Here is an 18,387-nt window from a genome sequence, read left to right as displayed (position 1 = left end):
GAGAAAAAAATGACAAAAAATCGATTCCCGCAGGCTCTGCCGGCAATACGCTTCGGAATGCAGTTCCTTCTGGCCGCCACGCTTGTCATGACGGCGCTGCGCTACGCCGAGGCCCAGGAAGATACCGCCGAAGCGGCGACGGAACAGATCTATTTCGACCAGCTCGAGTACCGGCAATTGCCTGCGGTCAGGATCAACAGGCTGCTTGAGGAGGATAAGAAGGCAATCAAGCGCCTGGAAGGCCGCACCTCGCCCCCCGTCCGCATTGCGGCGCCGGCAGCCACCACTCCATTCACCTTAGAGCATTTCAGCGGGCATGCCACGAAATCCGGTTACATCAGCCTGCTCGGATTGCGTTCCAAGGGCGCCCTGGGGCAGTCCCTTCAAATTACACGCTTCGACATGCCGGAGGGAACGAAGCTCTGGGTCTACGATCCGAAGCGGAAATTTCCGGCTGGACCTTACGCCCCGACCACCGGCAGCGAGAACCAGGTCATTTGGACTCCTGCCATCGCGGGGGAAAAGCTCGTGGTCCAGATCGAGTCCAGGGAGCGGCCGCGCCCTGAACGCGATGGGCTCGAAATCCGCACGGTCATGCAGACCTATCGGGGAGCCGGGGCACAGGTCGGTCCCAATGGTATTAGCGAAAATCCCTGCCAAAAGGACGTTTGCATGGCAACCCAGGCAAACCCGGCCTGGGCTGGCGCTGCGCGGGCGGTAAGCGTGTACACCGTGATCAAGTCCAGCGCGGACGCTGGCGCCCAATTTCCGGTCGGAACCTACACCTGTACTGGAACCCTGCTCAACAACACAAACACGCCACGCAAGGACTACATTCTCTCTGCGAACCATTGCCTTCAAAACCTGACAGACAGCCAACCCGACAATACTGCGGCAAAGCTCGCCAATACCATCACCTTTTACTGGGACTTTAAGGCCAGTTGCGGCGGCGCTCCGCACAATGGCGGCCCTCCAAGCACGATCTATCCCTATACCTCCGGTGGAGCCGTCATAAAGGCGTCCTGGCCGCTATTGACGCAAGTCGAAACGGATTTCATGCTGCTCGATCCCATAAACTCCACCCTGCATAATCCGCCGGGTTCCAGTTATTCCTATTACCACGCAGGCTGGAACGCAACTCTTGGGGCTGCACCCACATCGGCCTTTGGACTCCATCACCCCCAGGGCGACGTCATGGCTTACAGCGTGAGTAGCGCTACGCCGATCTCAGTCCAACACGCTTCAAACAACGACTGCCCGAACTGCAACTTTTGGCTAGTCACCTGGGCTAGCAGCGCTGCGATAAATGGAGGTACCGGCACAGAGCGGGGTTCATCTGGGTCCTGCCTGTTCGACGCTTCCGGGCTCTGTGTAGGAATGCTTTGGGGAAGGCAAAACGACGGCCAACATCTTTCTTGTTCAACCGTCACTTCCGGTGATCCAATAGGTTTGCACAGTGAATACGGAAAGTTCAGCGCAAGCTGGAATCCCGCCAACTTGCCATCAACGGCCGGCGCCTGCCTCACCGCATCAACGGCGGATAAGCAAAAAAGCCTGCGCTGCTGGCTGGACCCGAACGACACGCTGCCGGGAAGCCCGCCCAGTATGACAGGCGACACGCACATCACAACCACAAATGGCGCCCTGTACCACTTCCAGGCGGCAGGCGAGTTCGTTGCACTGCGTGAGCCTGGCGGACTCGAGGTGCAGACCCGGCAATCGGCCGTCAGCAACAGCCCGCACGTCGACCCTACTACCGGGTTGAACCTGTGCGTGAGCATCAATACTGCTGTTGCGGCGCGGGTCGGCAAGCACCGGGTCACCTACCAGCCCAGTCCGAGCGCCGGCTCGAATTCCGGGCAACCGCTTCTCGAACTGCGCGTCGATGGCAAACTCCAGAACTTGGGTTCGGCCCCGCTCGAGCTTGAAGGCGACGGCCGCATCGTACCCCAGGACGGTCAGGGCAATATCCAGATCCATTTCCCCGATCACCATGTCCTGACGGTCACGGCGACTCCGTGGAGCAACGTCTGGTTTCTGAATGTTGACCTTCAGCGCGCCGTCGCGTTGAGTGGCGGCGACGGAGATGGCTATTCGTTGAGGGGCATTGCGGGGCCGATTGCCGCCGGCGAATGGCTGCCTGACCTGCCCGACGGCACACCGATGGGGACGCTGCCGGTAGATGGTAACGAGCGCTATAAATTGCTCTATACAAAATTTGCCGACGAATGGCGGGTAAAACCCGGGAGCAGCCTATTCGACTACGCACCGGGGACATCCACCGACACCTACACAGTGAAGTCTTGGCCCATGCCACAGAACAATGAATGCGTCGTGCCGGGACAAGCAGCGGAAAGAGTGGTCAGGGCCGCCACCAAGCCTGACCCGAAAGCCGCCTGCGGCGCGATCAAAGGTGAGCGGGAACGCTCCAACTGCGAATTCGACGTCGAAGTTGCGAACAATGCAGGGGTCGCTAAGGGCTACGAGGCCAGCCAGCGCATCCGCACCGGCGGCACCGTCGTGACCGTGCAGGAAATCAAGCCGCACCGCTTCCAGTTGCTGCGCGCCCACTTCCTCGCCACAGTCAGGCCATCGGCGCCAACGGCCACGACCGTGCCGGCGGGGTCGGTTATTTTCATGGTGGACGGCCGGGACGCAAGCAAAAGTATAGATCTTGACGCACATGGACAAGCCAAGTGGTCAATCTGGCGCCTGAAGGCCCGCCATCACCTGGTGTCGGTGCGCTATACCCCGTCGTCCAAAGAAAGGGTATTCCTTAGAGGCAACAGCGCCGGGGTCGGCGGCCCGAATCATAAAATCCGGCTCCAGACGATTCAACCTCAACTAACGCCTTGATCACTGCAACCTCAACCACCAGCGACCCCGCCGCTGTCTCAAAATCAGCGTCGCTCAACCCGATAGCGGGACTAAGGGGTTGCCGGAACTGGAAGCTCAGTTCCGGCATGCTGTGACTGGGTGAGGCATCGAGAAGGGTCTTGGTCTGAATAAGCGGCGACCCGGCGCACACCGGACTGGCAGGCGGCACCAGCGCCCGGCCGAGCGTGCCATCGTCAATTGACCACGGTTGTTGCGTGCTGCAAATCGTTCCTGGGATGCGGTCACAGTTGTAGCAACAGTGCACTTTCGGGCCGGGCACTCATTCACATTGTTGGCATTCCATTTTTCGTCGTTTAATCGTGTTGACCGCAACCTTCTGACTCCACGGTCCAGCGGACGGGCGAAAGTACGGTCCGCTACGGCACCCAAATAACATTCCCGATCATTTGGTTCCCCCTTAAGGCATCCAGCAATAATCGAGGACTGCCCTGAATTGCTGGGATGACTGTGTCCTGGAATACTCGATCTCACACAAGACGCTCCGCGTCAGGGCATCAGGGTGAATAGTGGAGAGGGATTTCGCGCTCAATGTTTGTATTGAGCCAGGCGACGCTCTCGGACCGGTCTTTTGTGCCGGTTCCTGGCGGCCAAGGATCATTTACATACAGCGTTGCGGTTGCGGGGTCGACCCCGGTGATTACAACGGCGTGCAGTGAGTTTGATCCGTCGGCCATAAAGCTGCCTCCGGCAAAAAGTGGACCGAACGCCTTCAGTTGACGGTCGAGCCAGAGCGCCTCAATTGGGTCTGGTTGAGCAGGAACCGCATGAAAGCCTGCTTCTTTAAGGCCCGTGCGAGGCTCCGAGCAATCGCTGGTATGAGGAACCTTCTTCTTTTGGGCGTCCGTTGAATTTGGGTCCCACCACACTTTGACAGACGCTAAGCTCGTAAACTTAGCGCCCATTTGGCAATTGAGCCCTTGGTTATCGGTACCTTTCTTGACGAGCCAAGGAACCGATGCCGTCGGATCGATCGAAGCACTTGCTCGGGTGCTTCTGACCATGCGCATCGCAGCTTGCCAACATGTTTGATTGCTAAACTGAGGGATCAACACTACGTCAAGTTTCATGATGATATCCAATCGTTCCAGTGGTGTTCCGAGGTACTTGCGTATCCAATCAGCATCAAATGGTCAGAGACATTTCGTTATTTGCCGAATATCCCGTTGACCGTAGGAAGCCAAATGTCTCTGACCCCTTTAGGTTGAATGTCCCCCCAGGAGGAGGCCAAATAGCACTTGGTTTCACATAACATATTGCGAAGTGGCATTCCAAAACAATTCGAACCTGGCCCCTTTTCACGCCGATCACCGGAACGCCACACCAAGATATTCGTGGTCTGGCCCCTATTATTAAATTGCCTATTATTAAATTGGCTGGCGGCAGCTCGCATGCGTAGTGACCAATCAATGACTATCGTCAGCCCTTGGCATCAGGATTGTGATACTGCTTCATGCCGCAATAGAGCAAAGCATTTTCAGCCTCTAACGACTTACTGTCCCGGGGATTAGTACTTGCGCCTGCGTAGTGGGCAATTTCGTGCAGTATCGTTGCGGCAAGCTCCGCAGTCGTGTTTTGCGCACCGGTAATTGGATTCAAGAATGCAAAAATGCTGAGCGCAAAATCCTTCCCCGCACTACTGGCAAATGGCAGCTCTTCATCAGTGTGGCCGTCTTTTGGCAGCAGGTCATGCACCGTGAATGTCACGTTGCTCATGATATCGGCGAGGGACGACTTTTTATACAGCTTCGAAAAGTAACCATTGCAGTCCTTGCTCTTGGCACAATTCACTTCGATATATTTCCACGCATCGCCGATTCGCTTCCTGCTGTTAATGGTGATTATCTTTTCTCCAATTCGTACCGAAGGAACTTCCGTCAAACTACCGTATTTGTAAACACGGCTCAGCACATTGGGAACAGATAGTCCTTGCTTGCCATCATTAAAGATGAGAGGCATCAGTCTTTCCTTTCGAAGTAGTCATAGGCCAAAGTCATACATGGTCTGCTCCAAAACATAACTGTCAGTGACATCTGTTTTAAAACAATTCGAACCTGGCCCCTTTTCTGCGCATCCATCCAGCAATAATCGTGGTCTGTCCCCGATTACTGTGATGTCCCCGATTACTGTGAGTTGGGTCATATCACGCGCGACCAGATGCCATCCTGGAAGCGGAACAGGTCACGCTCACCTTGCGAGTAGAAACATTCCTGTCCCACGATGAAGTTCATGCAGGTGCGGGGCCGATCGCTCGCTTCAAAGCGGGTTTCGCCCTTCAGGCTGCCGTCGACCAGGCGGAAGATCTCGAAATCAGTACACACAAAGATCTCGCCGCCGAAGTGGCAGACGCCTTGCAGGTTGAAGTCGGTCTGCGTGTCGAGGGCCGCCCATCGACCCGGTTGGCCGATGACCAGCCCGCCACGGTCGCCGACGATGACGGTCTGGCCATCGGGTCCGCAGGACAGGTTGTTGAAGTTCGAATTGCTCGGGCTGTCTTCGCGTGTCCAGTTTCCGCCGGATCGGATCCAAATCTCTCCCTTCCAGCCTGCAGCGACCACGAGCTGCGGTTCGATCTCGCAGATGCCGGTGAAACCCGTGATGCCCTCCGTCTTCACGAGCCCACGCGGAGCGCTGACATTGACCCAGCGGCCGGTGCTTTCGCGTCGCCAGGCGACGCGCGCCATGCCGCAGGCCCAGATGCCGTCTGACAGGGCCGCCAGTCGCGTGACACCGCAATACCCGTTGGCCACGCGGCACAGTGTCTCCACCTTGGTCGTCGGGGTCATCTCCCAGGTGCGGCCATCGGCGGCGGCTGCGATGACGACGGCGTCCTGGATTTCGGCATCCTGGATGCCGGCCATGCCGCTGATCGCCCAGTGCGGCTGCTGCTGGAACCCGTACCAGTCGTTGCCCAGCAACACGTGAAAAGAAGTGTCACCCGATGCTTCGGCTTCCTGCACCGCGCAGTGGAGGATGTCCCGGCCCTTGCGCCGAACCACGCATCCCGCGTAGATAGTTTCGATCTTCATGTGATATCCGTGAGTGGCGCGTATCAGTAGTCGGGCGACGGCGTCGACGAACGTAGATTGGTCTGTTCCTTCTTGGTCAGGCAGCCATAACTTTCGCCGCCGGTCCGACTGGCATTGTGGTCGGCATTCTTCCCCATGTCGTCTTCGGTGAACTGCTTTTCTAACTGCTCCTGGATGCATGCGGCGGAGCACTCCGTCTGCTCCTCCGAAACCGCCGCGGCCACCTGGACGTGGTTGCCCAAGGGGCCTGAGTAGATGGTGTCGTCTGCGGCGTTGGTGCCGGCGGTGAATCCGGCGTCCGCTCCGCTTGACATCTCGCCGGCCATCAGGTTGATGCCGTGGTGATGCTTGCCGTGCGAGCCCATCGAGTGGTTGGTGCCCTCCATGCAGATGCACAGCGCCCTGCCTTGCGACACCTCGTTGTCCAGGTCGACCGTCTTGGTCGTGCTCCAGGGAGGGATGTGGTGCCCGGTCTGCCCGTCGCAGCATGAGTTCACGTCCTTCTTTGCGTCTTTGTCGTACCTCTTGTAAGGACGCAGGAAGCATTTAACCGCCTGGGCGCACGGGCTCTTCTCGGCAGCCGCGGTGGCCCGCTTTGCATAGTCCTCGTCTGACCCTTTGGGGCCAGACAAGGGCCCGGGACACGGATTCCCCTTCTTGTCCTTGCATTCGCGCTGTACCGCGGCCTGCTCGTCCTTGCAGTTGCTGAAGCCGCCCAGGCCGGCGATGGCTTCGTCGATGTACGCCATCGGCGGCGTGTTTGACGGGCAGGAACCATGGTTGTGGGTCGTCATGTCAAGCATGCGGACGACGTTCTCGCCCTCGACCTTGACGTCCATCGACCATGCAATGAAGTGACCTTTCCGGTATTCTTGTGCGTCACTACACCTTCATCGGTGCCGCCCCGGCCTCGTCGCCGGTGCTCTTCTTGAAGCAGCTCTTGTCCTTGAGCATGACTTCCTGACCGGAGACCTTCACGCTCGTTGAGCCATCCGAAGTGTCAGACGCCATGCCCGTGTTCAGGATACGGAATCGGCACTCCAGGTGGAGTTGCCGGAGTTTGTGGAGGCGTCATGCACACATCCGGAAACGCGCAGATCGACTTGCCCGCCGCCTGCTTGCAGCCAACTTCCATGTTATTCGCATAAACCTGGTTGCTCATGTTGCTACCCGGTATTGCAGCGACAGCACGGCGCGCTGGCCGGTGTCGTTGGCCATGTGGGCCAGGATGTTGGGGCCAAGGCTGAAGGCCTTGCGGCAGGCAGCGTGGGCCAGGGCGATCACCGCGGCGCCTGCGGCGGCGCCGGTCTCGCCAATGCACTCGGCCGGGTGCCAGATGTCGAAGGTCTCCTTGCGCTGGCGCAGCGTGCGGCTCAGGGCCAAGGCCGCTTCCTTGAAGTAATACTGTTCGCCTGAGACGTCGGTGATTCGGTAGTCCATGTCGTGCATCTGGCAACCGGCATCGGCCAGCGCGGACTTGATCGCTTGCACCAGGCCGTCGGCGCGCATTGGTACACCGCTGTCCAAGTGCGCTGACTCGCGGCCGAAGCCGATGCCCGAGCACACCAGTTCGCCGGCCTTGCCGGCCGCCGCTTCGACGAGCAGCGCACCGGCCGCCTCGCCGGGCATGAAGCCGTTGGAGTTGCGCGCGATCAGCAGCCGGTCCTCACGCTCATAATGGCTGAGCGTGGGCCAGCTCAACAGGCTGTCGGTGGCGGCGATCAGCACGCGCGGCACCTTGCCATCGTTGATGAGTTTGCGTGCCTGCCCGAGGGCAACCGCCACCCCCACCCGGCCATGGGCCACGATCGCCGATTGCTCGGCGAAACCGGCGTCGAGCGAGTCCTGGATGTCGAGGAACAACTGGTCGTCGAGGCCGTCAAGCCGGCCCGGACGCTCGCGCTCGGCCACGCACAGCAGCAAGGGAATGCCTGACCAATGCTTGCGCTCAATGCCATCGAGGCATTCTTCGATCACCATCGCGGCCATTTTCGCGAGCTTGGTACGCCCGCGCCACGGCTGCTCCAGCTGCACCTGGTGGGCCATGATCCACTCACCGCCCGAATCGATAAAGCGCGTCTCGCTGGGGTTGCCGATCTTGGCGCGAAATGCCGCGCATGACGCGGGCGCAGTCAGACCGACGCTGGTGACCAGACCGGTATTCGCGATGGCAATGGGCTGGGCAGGCATCGCGTTGCCTATTGAGCCGTCGCCGTTTCGGGGCGATCCATCGGCGCGGCGACCACAGGGATGGGGAAGGCCACCTCCTCGCGTTGCTGCCACCACTCCTTGCCCTTCTTGCCGACCAGCACCTGGGCGATCTCAAACATGTTCTTTTTCAATGGCCGCGCCACGCGCCAGGTCATGGTCAGCCGCTCCTCTTCTGGTTCGATGACGACGGTATCGAGATGCGCCGTCAGATCTTCGCGCTCGCCCTTCTTCGGGAAGACGTGGATAGGCGCTTCGAAGTGCGGCATGGCGAACGAACGGTGCCCATCGGCAGTTAGATTGACCAGCGTCACCTCCTGCTCGCCAAGCGGGATGGCCAGTTGCTGGTCGGCAGACGCGGCCTGGTAATAACGCTCGTCAAAATCTGCTGGCAGGAAAGGAAAGACTTCGTCCAGCCAATGCTGGTCGTAGGTACCGGCAAACTTGTAGCGCGGTTCCCAGTTGCGGCCGACGGAACCGAACGACATGGGCAGGTAATCGCCCTGCGGATCGGTCACCGGGCGATTCAACTCTTCGGTATTGGGTAGCGGGGCGCCATCCACCCACTCGCTCTTCAGGTGGTGATGGAAACCGCACCCGACGGGATTTCGCATATAGGCGGCGTGCTTTGCCGGATCCTCATGCCTGCTATCGACACCGCCGAAAGCATGGCCGTAGGAGATAGGCATGACCATGAAGGGCTGAGGGGGCGTGGCTCGCGCGCCGCTTGCTCCCGATTTCCACACCCGATCACCTACGACGGCAAAACCCTTGGACCATGCGCCGATGCGCACGCCCACCGCGACACGATCGGCCGGCCTACCGCCCGGCGTATAGGCCGAGGCATTCAGGATCACGTCGCAACGTTGCTTGCGCGGGGCGAAATCGACCTCATACTTGGGTGCGGAGAATCCGGGTTCGCCATGGAATACATCCGCCATCACTAGCGGAAGCTGTTCCTCATGTAGCCGCAAAGGGGCGCCGGCCTCCGCCGGAATGCGGAAAGTCCCCTTGATGACGACAACCAGCAATTCCCGTCCGCTGGGCTCGATGCCCATCGTGTATCCGGTGACCATGCGGGTGGCGTTGATAAGTTCCATTGACCAGTCAGTCGAAAAGTTGACCGAAAAATACACGCTTGACCCAGATGCGCCAGACCTGGCCAGAACCTGGCGCAGCCCGCGTCGCACCGGACCAATAAAGTTCGATCAAGGCCTCGCTGCGGTCAGGGCTTAAGTTCAAAACCTCTCCGGATGCTCCCCTGGGAGCAGAGACTGCCGCAGCGGCGCCTTGACTATCGTCAAAGCGAATCCCGATGTGATTGCGCGGTAACTGCGGGAGCGAGACCTTGACCTTCTGTCCGACCATCATAGTAAGACCTCCGAGGCAGTTAGTTGAGTTGCACCGAACCGCCCTTGACGCGGTTCACGCCTGACGAACGGCTTAACACATAGGTGCCGCGGATCAGAACCTTGCCGGCCTTGGTGAGGGTAATGCTGGCCGCGCCGCAGCGCAGAACGATCTCGTCTTTCGCGCTGACGACCAGCCGCTCTCCGTCTGTATCCACCTCGACCTGGGCCGGTTTGTCGTCTAGCGGCCAAGCGCTTTCAGCTTGCAGGCAACCCATGATGATGGGGCAAACGGGATCGGCGTTGTCGAACATCAGCACCACTTGACGGCCAATATGCACGCCACGCAGGTCGGGAACGCTTCGGGCCGGAATTGCCGCGGTACCCGGCTGACCGGGATAGATCACCAATGGCCGAGTACCGTTGTCGGTAATACCGACCAACTCACCGACGCGGACGCCTTCGATGCGAGGGAGCAAAGCCGACTGGGGTGTGGCCTCTACTTTGGGTTCCAAAAAGTCCCGTCCGCTCATTTTTCGCCTCCAGTTGCCATTTGAATCATAAATCCATGGGTCAAAACCCACTCTAGTAATGCCCTGCTCTAGTTCTGCAAAATCTTTGAACCCTTCATGACAATGTCGCTGCTCGCCTTGACATTGATTTTGCCCGATCCATCGATCGTGATGTCCTTGCCCTTGATGGTGATTGTGCCGTCTTTCTTCATGGTGATGCTGGCGCTGCCGGTCTTTAATCGTCACCGAGTCACCTGCATCGATAACGAGATTCTTGGCAACCGTGAGCGCATCGTCCTTGCCGACGGAGACGGTACGTCCGCCGCCGACGGTGACGCCTTCGTCCTTACTCACGTTCTCGGTTCGCCCACCGCTGATGGTGATGCTTTCGTCCTTGCTCACGCTCTCGGTTCGGCCGCCGCTGATGGTGATGCTCTCGTGGTGATGCTTTCGTCTTTGGCGACGTTCTCTGTCCGGCCACCGCCGATGGTGATGCTCTCGTCCTTGGAAACGTTTTCGGTCCGCCCGCCGCCGATGGTGATGCTCTCTTCCTTGTCCACCTTTTCGGTTCGCCCGCCGTGGATGGTGATGTTCTCTTCCTTATCGACCGTCTCCGTCCGGTTCATGTGGATGGTGATGGTCTCGTCCTTGTCCACCGTTTCGGTACGCATGCCGTGGATGGTGATGGTTTCATTGTTATCCACCGTTTCCGTGCGGTCGTGCTTGACGTGGGTGGTTTCATCGTTGTCGATGGTCTTGGTGCGATCATGGCCGACCCAGTGGGTTTCGTCGTTCTCGACCTCGATGTCCTGGTTTTTCTCGGCGTGAATCCAGAGTTGCTCGCTGCCCTTCTTGTCCTCGAAGCGGATCGCGTTGGCGTTGGCACCAGAACCGCCCTTGCTCGATCGCGTCAATACACCGGTCTGGGTCTTGTTCGCCGGCAGTTCCCACGGCGGCATCTGCTCGGCGTTATAGACCCGCCCCGTTATGATGGGCTGGTCCGGGTCGCCTTCAAGGAAATCGACAATCACTTCCTGGCCGATGCGTGGAATCGCCACCATGCCCCAGTTCTTGCCGGCCCAGGGATGGGCAACCCGCATCCAGCACGAACTGTTCTCATCGGACTTACCGTAACGGTCCCAATGAAACTGGACTTTCACCCGTCCGTACTTGTCGGTGTAGATTTCATCGCCAGCCGGACCAACGACGACGGCCGTCTGGGGGCCCTGCACATATGGACACGGCGTAAGGCGCCGGGGGCGGAATTGCTGTTTGCTGTCTAGCGAAGCGAAGCCACAGGCGTAGTGCGCACCTCGGCTCTCCATTGCTTCGTATTCGGTGTATTCGAGCTCGTAATCGGCAGACAGCACCAGATATTCACGGTTCTGGTCGTTGCGCGGCTGGCCGGTGAGCTTGAACAGGGAACCGACGCAGACCCCGCGGGCGTTGCTCTTGGCATTGGCAAGCTCGAACTGGTATTGCCGTTCGTCGAGGCGGATACGCACGTAGTGCTCACCGTCGCCATTTTTCAGGTATTCGCCCGGCGAGTCGAAGATTTCGTAATCGCACAACTCGTACTTGCGTTTGTTCGTCGTCTTGACCTTCAGGTCGGAACTGGGTTTTTCAAAATCGAAGTCGTCCAGGCAGTAGCGTCCCGGCTGAACCTCGCGGGCAAAATCCCAGTCCTTGACGCATTCCTGATCGATCCGCGTTGTGCGCTCCATCGGGATATAAGGGATTTGCTCGTAGCCGGCAAACGGGGCGTGAGCGGTGTAGGAATCGGCCAGCACCATGGTGTGGCGCCCTTCCTTGTGCCGGAAGAAGTAATAGATGCCCTCCTCTTCCATCAGCCGGCTAATGAAGTTGAAGTCGGTCTCGCGGTACTGCACGCAATAGACGCGCTTGGCGTAGGTCGCCGTCAGTTCTGCTTTGAAGTCAGCGATGGAATATTCCTCGAAGACTTTCTTGATGATCTCCGGTACCGTCAAATCCTGAAAAATGCGGCAGTTGGCGCTGCGGGTAAGAAACCACGGCCAGGCGCTGACCCGCGCCGAATAGAGATGGTAGCGACCGTGCATGCCGGTCTGGGCAAAACGGGTGACGAAGCCGTTGAAGTAGCGCGTATTGCGATCTGGCAGTTCGAGCTTGACGGTGACGTTCTTCGACAGAATGTCGTCCAGGTTAACGTCCGCTTTCTTGCTGAGCAGGGTCACATCAAATTCACTCAGGCGCCCGAGTTCTTCCCGCCCGTGCATGCTATGGAAGAGCAGTACGTCGTCCCCCAACGGCGTGACGATCTCCATGACCCGGCGCTGCGCCATCGTCATCTCCCCTTGCGAGCAGTGACCAGCAAGCCGGCCACCGGTTTGCCGCCTTCATTACGCAGGGCAGCACAATCAATCAACACGGTACCAAAGCCAGCACCCGCCAACGCAGAGCGCAGATAGTCTTCGCTGTGGCTGTACCGACCATGCGGATTGATCAGGTAGCCTGCAGCGTCACCATCAGGATTGGTCTTCTCCACCGTGAAAATCATGACTCCCTCCGGGCGCAGAGCGTGAAAGGCAGCACTTAACACTTCTTCCAGCGCCCCGAAATAGACCAGCGTGTCAGCCGATACGATTGTGTCATAGGCTGAACGATAGTCAAGTAGCCAGTGGGTCAATTCGTGCTGCACCAATTCGTCATAGCTGCCACGGTTTCGCGCCGCCGACAGCATGCCCGAGGAGAGATCAATCCCGGTCAGGTGCCGCATCCACGGACGGATCAACGGGCCGCACAAACCTGTGCCACAGCCAGCGTCAAGTCCATCGAGATTTTGTGCCGCTGGGCCGCAAGCCGCTGCCAAGGCGTCGGCGACCAGTTGGGGCGCGCGGTAAGAGAGACGTTCCAATTTGGCATCGAAGCTTTCGGCAAAGGCGTCGAAGGTCGCTGCAACGTAGGCATCGGATGCACGTGACGGCACGTTTTCGCCAGAGCATGCGGCAAGCATGTGCATGGCCACTGGGTTGTCTGGGTCGTCAGCGAGCCATTCCCGATAGACCGCGGCAGCTTGGTCAATCTTGCCAAGCGTGTAATAAGCCAAGCCAAGCAGCTTGTGGGATTGGGCATGCTTTGGTGAGACCGTGAGCGCCTTGCAGTAACAAGCAACCGCCTCGCTCACCCGGCCCTGAATAGACAGCAAGTTGCCGTAGTTGTTATAAGCGTCGGGATGCTCGGGATTGAGTTCGATAGCCTTCTCGTAGGCTAGCGCCGACTCAGTGAAGTTCTGTTGCGTGCGCAACACGGCACCGAGATTGTTCCAGGCGTTGGCATGAGCTTGCGTTTCGGCAGGTGCTCGGGCAATGGCCTCCCGATAAGCTGCGGCAGCTTCATCCAGTTTCCCCAATTCCGCCAACACAGTGCCCAGGTTGCTGTAGCGGTCGGGCATTGACGGGTCAATCTCGATCGAGCGCCGAATGAGTCCAAGCGCTGCATCAGTGTCGCCTCGCTGGTGGATGAGGACGCCGAGGAAATGCAGCGCATTCGATTCATCGGGCGCCACTTCCAGGATACGTAGGTAGACCGTTTGTGCCTGATCGAGATCGCCTGAACGGTGGAGGCGAATAGCAAGCGCCAGGGCATCGGCAAGGCTCAGTTCAGCCGCTGCCTCTTCGGTTTCAGTCTGGCAGATGGCTGTATGCACTGGCAATTAACCAAGGTGTCCCTATCATTCTAAAGTATCATAAGTCAATTTTCCCATTCAAAATCATCCCCGAAAATGAGCCTGCGCCATTGCTCCGTGTTGTTGGCTCGGTGTGAGCATCATGCAAAATTGTTTGCGTAATGCGTCCCCTTTTATTTTTGCTTCTCCGTGACGCCTGGCCGCCTGAAGGTGTATCTGCTGGAAAAAGGATTCAGCGCGTTCTGCTTGTGCGTGGTATCTGATCAGTGCTCCGCGACTCCTGTTATTTCAGACTTCCATGCTTTCCATCCATTGAAACAATCCCGATAAATTTGTTCGTTGATTGAGTCAGTTCAAAGAGTTAGAAAGAGCAGGGCCACCAAAATAATATATGAACTCAAAATTGTCATCTTGGACTTACATTAGGGCCACCTTCCTTTCCGATACAAGAGTTCGAAATTGTTTGGACCATCACGGCCCATGATCCACTTCTCTGCAAGAAGACTTTCCTAAGATACAAATATGTTTTTGGATGGGTTAGTTAATACTAGCGGGCGGCGTTTTCATTTTTCAATTGCGTTTTTAGAGCAGAAAATATCAGACAGCAATCTAAATCCTTAGGCTTATCGTTCCAATATCCACGTTCCGAACAATTGTTAAATAGATCATTTACTCTAATTGTTCGACCAGAATCAACATCCTTTCTTGGTATTTCCTGGAAAATCTTTAGACTTCAAATAACCGTCATTTTGTACCTGACCATCGAAATGACAATGTTTCTCGAGAAATCGGATGCATAATTGGGGTCTGTCCCCGATTAAGTTCGCACTTGGATATTTTAGGCAACGCAATATTTGCTCGATCCAACCAACTCACTCAAATCCATACCCAAACTCCCCGCCTTCCACACTCACATGCACGCGCTCGACTGGCTTGCCTTCCATCATCCGCTTCAGGAATTCCTCGCTGATCTTCGGCAACACGGTATTGGTGAGAATCGCATCGATCATCCGTCCCCCGCTTTCCAATTCGGTACAGCGGCTGGCAATGAGTTTTACCACCTCGTCGTCGTAGGTGAAGGGCACCTTGTGGTTGTCGCGGATACGCTTTTCGATGCGGCCGAGCTGTAGCCGGGCGATGGCGCCGATCATCGCGTCGTTAAGCGGGTAGTAGGGGATCACAACCAGCCGGCCCAGGAGCGCTGGCGGGAACACCTTCAATAGCGGCTCGCGCAGCGCCTTGGCGATGCCTTCGGCATCCGGCATCAGTTCAGGATCCTTGCACAGGCTGGTAATGAGATCGGTGCCGGCGTTGGTAGTGAGCAGGATCAGGGTGTTCTTGAAGTCGATTACCCTGCCCTCCCCGTCTTCCATCCAGCCCTTGTCGAAGACCTGGAAGAAGATCTCATGCACGTCCGGATGGGCTTTTTCCACCTCGTCCAGCAGCACCACGGAATAGGGCCGGCGCCGTACCGCTTCGGTCAACACACCGCCTTCGCCGTATCCGACATAACCCGGCGGCGCGCCCTTCAGCGTGGAAACGGTGTGCGCCTCCTGATACTCGCTCATGTTGATGGTAATGACATTCTGCTCGCCGCCGTAGAGCACTTCCGCCAGAGCAAGTGCAGTCTCGGTCTTGCCGACACCAGATGTACCGGCCAGCATGAACACGCCAATCGGTTTGCCGGGGTTGTCGAGCTTAGCCCGCGAGGTCTGGATTCGCCTGGCGATCATATCCAGTGCATGACGCTGGCCGATGATGCGCTGTTCCAGGGTATCGGCGAGCTTGAGGATGGCCTCGACCTCGTTTTTCACCATGCGCCCAACGGGGATTCCTGTCCAGCCCTCGACCACAGCGGCAACTGCCTGCTGATCCACGGAAGGCAGGATCAAGGGACGCTCTCCCTGCAACGCGTGGAGTTCGGCCTGTAGACCTTTGAGCTCCCCAAGCAGGTCTTCGCGCTCGGTATCGCCCGTGCGGGATACCGCTGTAGGAGGTGCGCCCGGCTCCTCGCTCGTCACGACGGCTTCCGGCGTAGCTTCTTCCGCTGCCACTTCCAGCGCGCTGGTGGCGCCTTCCACCTTGCCGGTACTGGCACGTAGCTTGCCGCGGATGTCCAGAATTTTGTCGACTAGCCATTTTTCCTTCTCCCAGCGCACTTCCAGCTCGGCGAGGCGAGCCTTTTCGGCGACGAGTTTCTCGTTGGCCGCCGATTCGCGCTCACCGGTGTCAATTCCGATGACATTCTCACGACCGATGATCTCAAGCTCAGTTTCCAATGCCTGGATACGCTTGCGGCTATCATCGACCTCGGGCGGCACGGCGTGGTGGCTAATGGCCACCCGGGCGCAAGCAGTGTCGAGTAGGCTCACCGACTTGTCGGGAAGCTGTCGCGCCGGAATGTAGCGGTGAGAGAGCCTGACTGCCGCCTCCAGCGCTTCGTCCAGCACCTGGACGCGATGATGCTTTTCCATAGTAGAAGCGACACCGCGCATCATGAGAATGGCTTTCTCTTCTGATGGCTCGGAAACCTGCACCACTTGGAAGCGGCGGGTCAGCGCGGGATCCTTCTCGATATGCTTCTTGTATTCCGCCCAAGTGGTGGCGGCGACAGTGCGCAGCGTGCCACGGGCGAGCGCCGGCTTGAGCAGGTTTGCGGCATCGCCTGTACCGGCAGCGCCGCCCGCGCCAACCAGGGTATGGGCTTCGTCGATGAACAGGATGATTGGTTTCGCCGAGGCTTGCACCTCCTCGATCACGGAACGCAGGCGCTGCTCGAATTCACCCTTCATGCTGGCTCCCGCCTGCAGCAGGCCTACATCCAGGGTGCGTAGGGTGACATCCTTGAGCGGAGGTGGTACGTCGCCACAAGCGATCTTCTGCGCGAAGCCTTCCACCACGGCGGTCTTGCCTACACCCGCTTCGCCGGTGAGAATTGGGTTGTTCTGCCGCCGCCGCATCAGGATATCGATAACCTGGCGAATTTCTTCGTCTCGGCCGACGATGGGGTCAAGCTTGCCGTTACGGGCCTGCTCGGTTAGATCCACCGTGAAGCGTTTCAGCGCCTCCTCCTTGCCCATCTGGGCTGGAGCAATTGCGCCGGTCGCTTCTCCCGGTGCTGCACCCAGACCCGAGCCATCGTTGGCACGCAGGGCATCCTCTGGCGAGCCGTCGACGATCTTGGCAAAGGCTTCGGCGAGATCATCAACCTTGATCCGCTCGAACTGGCGAGAGATATTGAAAAACGGATTGCGCAAGCTGCCAGTCTTGAGCAATGCGATGACGAGATGACCAGTGCGAACCTGCGTATCACCGAACATCAGGGTGGCATAGAGCCAGCCCCATTGCACGGAATTTGCGACATGCTCGGAGATGTCGGAAATGGAGGTCGCACCCCGCGGCAGCCGATCCAGCGCAGCGGTAATGTCCTTCGCCAATGTAGCGCTGTCGATTCCGAAATGCCGAACTATGCGGTGGAGATCGGAGTCCTGAGTCTGGATTATCTGCGACACCCAATGCTCCAACTCCACATAGGGGTTGCCCCGCAATTTGCAGAACACAGTGGCCCCCTCGACCGCCTTGTAGCCGAGGCTGTTCAACTTTCCGAAAAGCGCTACGCGACTGATTTCAGCCATATCTTCTCCTGCTGTCCTGTGGTTCCCATGTTTTGACGCCGTCCGTCCACTGCTCTGGCTCCAGTGTCAGGTCAGCCGCATCCTGCTTACGCATATAGTTTCCCATCCACGAGTTCCAGCCCAGTCTTCCGTCTCCAGATAGGCGCAAACGTGGGACCTCGGCCTGAGCCAAGACCAGGCGGACATCCCATTCCAGTTCCATGCTGAGATACTGCCGAACCAAGGCGACCAGCCTAGGCAAGGTCCGGCCGCAAGGAAGAAAATCCTCGTATTGCGCCAGCGTGACTGGGCCAAGGTGGATACGAAATTTGTGCTGGCGATCCCACACACTTTTTCCTACCACGAAACCGACGCCCAAGCTGCCGGCAGAACCTTCCGCGCCAAGACGAGAGCGCTCGGCTTTGGGAAGACGTAGCCAGTGGCCGACAAATTCCTCAACGCGCACTGGCAGGCGAAAATAGCCCGCCAGCAGCGACTCCAAACCGTCACGGTTGCGAATCTGGCGCGAAAACCACCCTGCATAGAAATACTTGACGTGATCGCCGACGGCGTCTCGGTGCTGCAGCCGTGGGCTACCCAGGCCCGCAAGTGCGCCTACATATATGGAAAATCTGTCATCCTGTGGTCTGTCCAGGCTCACGGTCGGCTGAGCCTGTGCCCACGCGCGGTAGAACATCAGCAAGAAGCGATGGTGAAAAAGGTCCAGGAAGCGCGCAAAAGTCCGATCACCGGCATGCAGCAACCGATCTCTGGCGTACTCTGTCAGGTAGAGCGGGAATGGGCCATTTGGGCCAAGTAGCCCAAAAAAACGCTGAAGCAGCCTGGGCGGATGACCATCGGCGGACTGCGCGAATGTCGATAGCGCTGCGGGCGCGAAGTCGAGGGCTGGCTCTTGCCCCAAACGCAGCGGCTCGTCCACGGGACGCTGCGCCATACCCAAGCGCGGCTTCAGTTGATGCAGGCACTCGACTCGACGCAATGTCTGGAAAAAGTCGTGCGACCACGGCTCAGTCTCCAAAGCGTGGTACAGCGCGCTAATTTCGTCCTCGGTTACCGTTGTTTGGCTTGGACTTTCATTGAGCGATGAATTCATGG

The 18,387-nt window shown here is 58.3% G+C and carries 11 protein-coding genes and 2 pseudogenes; 1 reads left to right on the top strand and 12 read right to left on the bottom strand.

Translation table 11 applies throughout. The features are described 5' to 3' along the window. Nucleotides 1–9 precede the first annotated feature (9 nt). On the top strand, nucleotides 10–2,856 hold the full coding sequence (locus IPJ12_15325) for a hypothetical protein (GenBank protein MBK7648474.1): 2,847 nt from the start codon (nucleotides 10–12) through the stop codon (nucleotides 2,854–2,856). 536 nt (nucleotides 2,857–3,392) lie between these two features. Here the strand turns inward: IPJ12_15325 and IPJ12_15320 are convergent. From IPJ12_15320 to tssG, 12 genes and pseudogenes are all read right to left on the bottom strand, one after another. Then, nucleotides 3,393–3,965, bottom strand: a complete 573-nt coding sequence (locus tag IPJ12_15320) for a hypothetical protein (GenBank protein ID MBK7648473.1) — start codon at nucleotides 3,963–3,965, stop codon at nucleotides 3,393–3,395. Between the two features lie 349 nt (nucleotides 3,966–4,314). Continuing rightward, nucleotides 4,315–4,854 (bottom strand): hypothetical protein, encoded by a 540-nt coding sequence (locus IPJ12_15315; protein MBK7648472.1) that lies wholly within the window; start codon nucleotides 4,852–4,854, stop codon nucleotides 4,315–4,317. A gap of 179 nt (nucleotides 4,855–5,033) precedes the next feature. After that, complete coding sequence (locus IPJ12_15310; protein MBK7648471.1) at nucleotides 5,034–5,924, bottom strand: hypothetical protein; 891 nt, start codon at nucleotides 5,922–5,924, stop codon at nucleotides 5,034–5,036. Between the two features lie 23 nt (nucleotides 5,925–5,947). Next, a pseudogene (locus IPJ12_15305) lies at nucleotides 5,948–7,086 on the bottom strand (DUF4150 domain-containing protein). Next, nucleotides 7,083–8,114 carry a hypothetical protein gene (locus IPJ12_15300; GenBank protein MBK7648470.1) on the bottom strand — a complete coding sequence of 344 codons (1,032 nt, stop codon included), beginning with the start codon at nucleotides 8,112–8,114 and terminating at the stop codon, nucleotides 7,083–7,085. The pseudogene IPJ12_15305 and the gene IPJ12_15300 overlap by 4 nt, the downstream one beginning before the upstream one ends. A gap of 8 nt (nucleotides 8,115–8,122) precedes the next feature. Next, entirely contained in the window at nucleotides 8,123–9,232 is a 1,110-nt protein-coding gene (locus tag IPJ12_15295; GenBank protein ID MBK7648469.1) for a DUF2169 domain-containing protein, read from the bottom strand. Nucleotides 9,233–9,239: 7 nt separating this feature from the next. Next, nucleotides 9,240–9,503, bottom strand: a complete 264-nt coding sequence (locus IPJ12_15290) for a hypothetical protein (protein ID MBK7648468.1) — start codon at nucleotides 9,501–9,503, stop codon at nucleotides 9,240–9,242. A 19-nt stretch (nucleotides 9,504–9,522) separates the two neighbouring features. Then, nucleotides 9,523–10,014 (bottom strand): hypothetical protein, encoded by a 492-nt coding sequence (locus IPJ12_15285; GenBank protein MBK7648467.1) that lies wholly within the window; start codon nucleotides 10,012–10,014, stop codon nucleotides 9,523–9,525. Between the two features lie 68 nt (nucleotides 10,015–10,082). After that, a pseudogene (tssI, locus tag IPJ12_15280) lies at nucleotides 10,083–12,320 on the bottom strand (type VI secretion system tip protein VgrG). Beyond that, nucleotides 12,317–13,684: a tetratricopeptide repeat protein gene (locus tag IPJ12_15275; protein ID MBK7648466.1), complete on the bottom strand. Its 1,368-nt coding sequence runs from the start codon at nucleotides 13,682–13,684 to the stop codon at nucleotides 12,317–12,319. The pseudogene tssI and the gene IPJ12_15275 overlap by 4 nt, the downstream one beginning before the upstream one ends. 845 nt (nucleotides 13,685–14,529) lie before the next feature. Next, a complete protein-coding gene (gene tssH, locus IPJ12_15270) occupies nucleotides 14,530–17,292 on the bottom strand; it encodes a type VI secretion system ATPase TssH (GenBank protein MBK7648465.1) in 2,763 nt (920 codons plus the stop codon). After that, the gene (gene tssG / locus IPJ12_15265) at nucleotides 17,285–18,385 is read right to left on the bottom strand and encodes a type VI secretion system baseplate subunit TssG (protein ID MBK7648464.1); all 1,101 of its coding nucleotides are present in this window, start codon (nucleotides 18,383–18,385) and stop codon (nucleotides 17,285–17,287) included. Before tssG ends, tssH begins: the two co-directional genes overlap by 8 nt. Between the last annotated feature and the right edge of the window lie 2 nt (nucleotides 18,386–18,387).

This window comes from Betaproteobacteria bacterium (genome assembly GCA_016709965.1).
Lineage (GTDB): Bacteria > Pseudomonadota > Gammaproteobacteria > Burkholderiales > Rhodocyclaceae > Azonexus > Azonexus amarohabitans.
This window is presented reverse-complemented; position numbering and strand designations above follow the sequence as displayed.

Bases quoted from the DNA above. Each gene is read 5' to 3' on its own strand.
- IPJ12_15310 (MBK7648471.1), bottom strand. From the start codon at position 5,924: ATGAAGATCGAAACTATCTACGCGGGATGCGTGGTTCGGCGCAAGGGC.
- IPJ12_15285 (MBK7648467.1), bottom strand. From the start codon at position 10,014: ATGAGCGGACGGGACTTTTTGGAACCCAAAGTAGAGGCCACACCCCAG.
- IPJ12_15290 (MBK7648468.1), bottom strand. From the start codon at position 9,503: ATGATGGTCGGACAGAAGGTCAAGGTCTCGCTCCCGCAGTTACCGCGC.
- IPJ12_15315 (MBK7648472.1), bottom strand. From the start codon at position 4,854: ATGCCTCTCATCTTTAATGATGGCAAGCAAGGACTATCTGTTCCCAAT.
- IPJ12_15300 (MBK7648470.1), bottom strand. From the start codon at position 8,114: ATGCCTGCCCAGCCCATTGCCATCGCGAATACCGGTCTGGTCACCAGC.
- IPJ12_15295 (MBK7648469.1), bottom strand. From the start codon at position 9,232: ATGGAACTTATCAACGCCACCCGCATGGTCACCGGATACACGATGGGC.
- IPJ12_15320 (MBK7648473.1), bottom strand. From the start codon at position 3,965: ATGAAACTTGACGTAGTGTTGATCCCTCAGTTTAGCAATCAAACATGT.
- tssH (MBK7648465.1), bottom strand. From the start codon at position 17,292: ATGGCTGAAATCAGTCGCGTAGCGCTTTTCGGAAAGTTGAACAGCCTC.
- tssG (MBK7648464.1), bottom strand. From the start codon at position 18,385: ATGAATTCATCGCTCAATGAAAGTCCAAGCCAAACAACGGTAACCGAG.
- IPJ12_15325 (MBK7648474.1), top strand. From the start codon at position 10: ATGACAAAAAATCGATTCCCGCAGGCTCTGCCGGCAATACGCTTCGGA.